Raw genomic sequence first — 4,190 nt, 5'->3', positions numbered from 1 at the left:
GGCGTTAGGAGAAAAATTGGGGCTTCTCGAGTTTAAGCAGGCCGTGTTAGGTCTGCCTGTAAATCACGTATGGCTTGGTCATGGCTCTGCCATATTTGTTGAGTTGGGTGAACTGTCACCGACTTATCTGCGTGATGGCTCCACTGGTAACCCGAGCGGTAATTTTACGCTCATGGTTGAGTGGAGCTGGCGAATCGAAAAGCCTCGATCCATCTTGGGCGGCAGCTATAGCTCGGCACGTCGGTGGCCCAGCATGTTAAAAAAGTTGCTGGGCTCGACGGTTACTGGTTTAGAGACAATTGGTGCGATCCCCGAGATACAGTTGAGCCTTTCTAACGGGACCCGAGTTGTCTCCTTCATGACAGAGAGTGGGCAGCCGCAGTGGGCTCTAATTTCTAGGCAACCTGGGTTTGGGACCTTGTGTGTCAAAAATGGCAGAGTTTGCGTTGATTCCGGAAACTCCTAACCAGGCCAGTCACGGCGACGTCTACTACATTGCGGCTTCGCCTTCATTTCGTAGCCGCGCGTGCTGAGCGGCGTTATATGTGTGAGGAAGCCAGATGAAGTGTCCCAACTGTCATGCCAAGCTGGGGCTTGGGGCATTCTTCTTTAATTACTATGAGTGCTCGTCCTGCGGAAAGACCCTGACGTCAAAAAAGTGGTTGAGTGCCATTGCGGTGCTTTCTTCACTTCCAATTGGTCGTCTATTTTATGAGGGCGAGTACGTCATTGCAGGCATCGCGACTCTGGCTGTTGGGGCATTCTTTATCTGGAAAATGCCGAGTACCCTCGAAGCCAGGTAGATCATATAACAAGGCGCATCAATACGCGGCCGATGGCCGCCGGACGCCCTTTTCATTGCGGCTGCGCCTCCATTACAAGGGCGCCGTTGTGCGCTGGCGTTATGGGTAATACGAGATATGCAATTCGAGCGGTCAAAATCCCCTTTAGCTCGCCGAATAGAAACTGTGATCCTGCTGTTATTCGGCGGCATCATGATTTTGAGTGTCTCAATGCTCGGAGGTTTCTGGTGGCTGTTTGAAGGCGGGAGCAAGTTTGAGGGGACCTGGGGTTTACTGATGATTACTGCTTTCGCTTTCAATCGTGTACCCGTTGAAGGCACTCGATGGTTTCATCGAAATGAGGTGAAGTTTCTCTACCTCCCAGTCTGGGGTATAAACGTAATTGGCTACCTTGCAGGGATGCTTCTCGCCCCATAACAAGTAGTTCCAGTTTGTTCCGGGCCTTTGGCCCTCCACCGGACGCCCTTTTCAGGGCGCCGCTGAACGAAGGCGTTAAATTTTTGGGGAGATATGACTCCAGACGCACTTTTCAAAGACCGGACGGTCAAGCTCATCTCTTTCTCTATTGGAAAAAGGAGCTTTTCCGTATCAGACGCACTTAATGCATCAGGCATGGGTCTGTCGGAATTCCTGGCGATTGGGCCCACGATCTATTCACAGGGTGCTGATATTTCTCACGAGATGAATATTCATGAGGTTCGCGACTGGTTTCTTAAACCAGATGCACTTTTCGGATACATGGGTCTGACAGAGTTCCAGCACTCGGTAAAGTCTGCCAACCAAGCCAAAAAGATCGCAATTGCGTCCATCGTCATTTCGGGAATTCTGGCTCTTGGACCTATAGCAACATCTTGGCTCGGCGGCTAAATTTAACAAGTCGCTGTAGTACGCGGCCGATGGCCGCCGGACGCCCTTTTCATTGCGGCTTCGCCTCCATTACAAGGGCGCCGCTAAGCTCAGCGTTAAATTTCAGGAAGGCTTATGACCACGAGTGAGACCAGATGGGAAACGTTTGTTGAGGAAGTGGCAGCCGACGGGATGGTCTGGACAATCGAGAAAAATGGTGAATACGTTACGTCTGATAATCGCTTCGGCACTAAGTGCTTTCCGTGGTGGTCATCAAGAGAGCGAGTTTTAAAACAACTAAAACAAGTTCCAGCGTACAAGGGGTACCAACAAATAGGGTTTGAATGGCATGTGTTTCTTAATGAATGGGTACCAGGGTTAAAGCAGGCAGGGTGCCTCTTGGGCATAAACTACGCAAAGCCAGAAAATATAGGCTTTGACCTACCTATTCAGGAAGTAATCAATGCAGTTGAGCAAGCAAAAATTTAACAAGGCGCATCAATACGCGGCCGATGGCCGCCGGACGCCCTTTTCATTGCGGCTGCGCCTCCATTCCAAGTGCGCCGTTGTGCGCTGGCGTTAAAGCTGAAAAGCCGAGTCGTGGCACCTGTTACCCATCCGTGTCAAAATTAAGCGATACGTGAACGAGAGGTTTTGTCCATGAATCTCCAGAAAATTGAAGACGAGGCGCTGCACCTCCCTAAAGAGGAGCGAGCCCAATTGATCCAGCGACTGGTATTGAGTCTGGAGTCTCCTTCAGAAGAAGAGCTCAGATCCGATTGGTTACATGAGGCCCGACGTAGAGGCGAAGAGCTGGACAATGGCACAGTTCAGGCTGTGTCTGGTGAGGATGTCATGAGGAAGGCTAGAGCACTGATTAAATGAACTATTCTTTTCACCCGGCAGCGGAAGCCGAGTTCCTGGAATCAGTTGGTTATTATGAATCAAAAGTTCCGGGATTGGGTGGTGCCTTTATAGTGGAATTTGAGGCCCTGGCCAATTTAATTGGCGAGTCACCAAAAGCCTGGCAAGCTGAGTTGCCGCCAGATATTCGTAGAGCGCCCCTTCACAGATTTCCCTTGTCTATCGTTTACCGAGAGAGCGCTGATGGTTTTCAGGTTCTGGCTGTTGCCCATGACCGCCGGCGTCCGCAGTACTGGCTGGGAAGGCTTTAACAATCGGCTGCACAGCGACCGATTTTCCGCCGCTTCGCGGCTCCAAACCGGCGCGTGAGCCGGGCGTTATGCCTATGAATAAGAGACGCCTGTGGTTGGCCTCAATTACCGCTCCCCTTACTCCCGTCGTTGCGGTAACCCTTGTGCCCATGTTTTTCACTCAGGGGCAGGCCTTTGGTAATTGGCTGCCGGTAGTAATCTTATTGGGTCTATTTACAAGCTATTTGGGGGCCTTTGTCCTAGGGCTGCCACTCGTTTTCTTGCTGGAAAGATTCGGGCGGCTCAATCTGGTTGCTTTAGCGCTGGCTGGTGCTGCTTCTGGCGCTCTGATATTTTCTTGTTTTCTTTATTTTTTGGGGTTGATGTTAGGCTCTCAGTCAAACATCGGTTTTACAGAAGCTGTATGGGGCGCTGGCTTGGGGCTCATGGTTGCGGTTCCTTTCAGCCTGGTAGCAGGCATAACCAGTGCAGGCAAGGGACGCTCCTGATGTCGCGCCCCTGCTGCTGGCGTTACGTTTCGTCGTCGACAATGCATCGAGTATTTGAATGAATGTAGAAATCATCGGTGATCGCGAATTTATCACCTCTGTTCAGGAGCAAGATGGTGTTTGGGTGCTAATGGCAGGCCAATCGCTTTATGCCCTACAAGCGGAGGGTGGCAGGGGACTTCCTGTTTGGTCGTCAGCAGAAAAAGCAGAAGTGTTCGCCGAGAATTTGAACCAAAGAGGGTTGTCCCCGGTGTTCGTACCGATGAGCAATTTCCTGGGTGCTGCCTGGTTGGGTTCGTCGAGCCTACAAATCGTCGATGTCTTGGCTTCGCCTCGCTACGGTCAAGAGTCTCTCACCTACACAGCTGAGGAACTCCGTGCCAGACTCGAAACGTAACAATGCCATTAAGTCTGTTCCGGGCCGGTGGCCCTCCACCGGACGCCCCTGTCGGGCCGCCGCTTATGGCTGGCGTTAAGAATTTAGGAGATTCATGGACTGTTTTAACCATTCAGGAGTGGCGGCAGTTGGTACATGCAAATGCTGTAGCAAAGGCCTTTGCTCGAACTGTGCCACTGATTTAACTTATGGTCTTGCGTGCAAAAATCAGCATGAGTCTCAAGTCGAGGCCATGAACATGATTATTGAAAACAACGCCAAGATGTACGCTGCTGCTCCCAAAAATACGATAATCGCGCCGGTTTTTTACTTGTTCATGGGGCTCTTGTTTTCGGGTTTTGGATACTTCTCAGGTGGCGGGATTGTCAGCTTGCCGTTTTTAATGGGGTTAGGCTTCATTGTTTTTGCAGTCGTGGTTTTTTTGCGCAACAGGGCGCTATTCGGGAATGGCGAAAATTCTTAACAAGGCGCATCAGTTCGC

9 protein-coding genes are annotated in these 4,190 nt (G+C 51.0%); all 9 read left to right on the top strand.

All coding sequences use genetic code 11. The annotated features are described in order from the left end of the window. A partial coding sequence (locus ACJO5Y_RS18220; RefSeq protein ID WP_406988471.1) for a hypothetical protein occupies positions 1–466 on the top strand: 466 nt, incomplete at its 5' end. A gap of 94 nt (positions 467–560) precedes the next feature. Then, positions 561–803, top strand: a complete 243-nt coding sequence (locus ACJO5Y_RS18215) for a hypothetical protein (protein ID WP_406989207.1) — start codon at positions 561–563, stop codon at positions 801–803. Between the two features lie 510 nt (positions 804–1,313). After that, positions 1,314–1,670: a hypothetical protein gene (locus ACJO5Y_RS18210; protein ID WP_406989206.1), complete on the top strand. Its 357-nt coding sequence runs from the start codon at positions 1,314–1,316 to the stop codon at positions 1,668–1,670. A gap of 114 nt (positions 1,671–1,784) precedes the next feature. Next, positions 1,785–2,138 carry a DUF2750 domain-containing protein gene (locus tag ACJO5Y_RS18205; protein ID WP_406989204.1) on the top strand — a complete coding sequence of 118 codons (354 nt, stop codon included), beginning with the start codon at positions 1,785–1,787 and terminating at the stop codon, positions 2,136–2,138. Positions 2,139–2,309: 171 nt separating this feature from the next. Then, positions 2,310–2,534, top strand: a complete 225-nt coding sequence (locus tag ACJO5Y_RS18200) for an addiction module protein (RefSeq protein ID WP_406989203.1) — start codon at positions 2,310–2,312, stop codon at positions 2,532–2,534. Next, complete coding sequence (locus tag ACJO5Y_RS18195; protein ID WP_406989202.1) at positions 2,531–2,824, top strand: hypothetical protein; 294 nt, start codon at positions 2,531–2,533, stop codon at positions 2,822–2,824. The genes ACJO5Y_RS18200 and ACJO5Y_RS18195 overlap by 4 nt, the downstream gene beginning before the upstream one ends. Positions 2,825–2,898: 74 nt before the next feature. Next, positions 2,899–3,312 carry a hypothetical protein gene (locus ACJO5Y_RS18190; protein ID WP_406989201.1) on the top strand — a complete coding sequence of 138 codons (414 nt, stop codon included), beginning with the start codon at positions 2,899–2,901 and terminating at the stop codon, positions 3,310–3,312. A 58-nt stretch (positions 3,313–3,370) separates the two neighbouring features. Beyond that, entirely contained in the window at positions 3,371–3,709 is a 339-nt protein-coding gene (locus ACJO5Y_RS18185; protein ID WP_406989200.1) for a DUF2750 domain-containing protein, read from the top strand. Positions 3,710–3,803: 94 nt separating this feature from the next. After that, entirely contained in the window at positions 3,804–4,172 is a 369-nt protein-coding gene (locus ACJO5Y_RS18180; protein WP_406989186.1) for a hypothetical protein, read from the top strand. Positions 4,173–4,190 lie beyond the last annotated feature (18 nt).

The organism is Marinobacter alkalisoli (assembly GCF_045449855.1).
Classification (GTDB): domain Bacteria; phylum Pseudomonadota; class Gammaproteobacteria; order Pseudomonadales; family Oleiphilaceae; genus Marinobacter.
This window is presented reverse-complemented; position numbering and strand designations above follow the sequence as displayed.